Raw genomic sequence first — 1,320 nt, forward strand, 5'->3', positions numbered from 1 at the left:
GCGTAGTCGGCGCGGTTGTCGCGCAGAATCGTCTGGATGCGCTCGAACGTCTCCCAGTCGATGTAAGCGGGGTACTTGTCCTTCACGACGAACCTCCACTCCTCGCTCCCGCGGGGCGTCTTGAGCGGACAACGGCCGGGAATCGTCGCCGGGCGTAGGCGGGGCCGGCCGTAGACGAACGCCCCGGCGTAGGCCGGGTTCTTCAGGAAATCGATGACCGCCATCAGCGTCGGCGGCCGCCAGTGCAGGTCGCCGTGCCGGTCGCGCCGTGGGATCGCCAGACAGCTGGCCTTGAGCGTACGCACCACGCCCGCCGCGCTGCGGACCTGAAAAAAGGTGTCGAAAACCAGGGCGATGCGCGCCTGCGCCTCCTGGTTGGGATCCTTGGTGACCACGCTGGATGGGTCTCGAACCAGACCAACGGGCAGCGTCAGCGCAAGGTCGCCACGCTCGGCCTTGGCGAGCAGGCCGGCGGTCAGGCGGCCACGCAACGTGTGCAGTTCCAGTTCGGAGATGGTCCCCTTGAGCCCCAACAGGAGGCGGCCGTTGGCCGTGCCGGGATCGTAGACGCCGTCGCGATCGGCGATGAGACACTCCCGGTAGCCGCACACGTCGAGCAGCGGATACCAGTCGGAGCAGTTGCGGGCCAAGCGGGTCACCTCCAGCGACAGGATGAGGCCGACCTCATCCAAGGTGACGCGCGACACCAGATCCTTGAAGCCCTGACGGTGGGACGCCGCTGCGCCGCTCAGGCCGAGGTCGGCATCGATGACGTCGATCTCGGCCTCCGACCAACCCAGTTCATGGGCGCGCTTGCGCAGGGCGTACTGCAGGCGCAGGCTCTCCTGGTTGGTCAGCACCTGGTGAGGCGTGGACTGGCGGACGGAGATGACCGCCTTGCGCGACAGGTGGTGTGGCTTCACGAGTTCGGAGCCCATGGCTCACCTCCCGGAGGATTGCGGCAAGTTCATCGGCGACCTGCCGGCGGACGGCGGCTGGCAGGCTGGGCCAGACTTCGGCGGGCTTGACGGGCATGCGCCCTCGCTCTCTCCGGCCAGGGCGACCAGTTCGCGCAACCCCTCGACGCTCAGCTTGGTCGCGGCGGGCCGAAGCTCCGGAGAGAACCGCAGGCTCGTCACCGTGATCGGAAGCTTCAACAGGATTCCCGGCCGATACTCCACGAAGGCGTAGCCGCAGGTGCGCATGGCGTTGGTGATCGTGTGCAGCCGAAAACGCCGCCCGTACAGCGGGTGGCCGGGATCGACCACGCTGATTTCGTCCGGTATGGGCACGTCATCGTTACGGCCAGGGATATCGCTC

Annotated in this window: 2 protein-coding genes; both read right to left on the reverse strand. The window is 67.3% G+C overall.

Annotation, left to right across the window (positions count from 1 at the left end; genetic code table 11):
* Positions 1-938: recombinase family protein (locus J2852_RS31250; protein ID WP_209883181.1), on the reverse strand; the 938-nt coding region annotated here is incomplete at its 3' end.
* Between the two features lie 3 nt (positions 939-941).
* The coding region (locus J2852_RS31255; protein ID WP_209883182.1) for a hypothetical protein at positions 942-1,320 on the reverse strand (379 nt) is incomplete at its 5' end.

Origin of the sequence: Azospirillum soli (assembly GCF_017876165.1) — a bacterium.
GTDB lineage: Bacteria > Pseudomonadota > Alphaproteobacteria > Azospirillales > Azospirillaceae > Azospirillum > Azospirillum soli.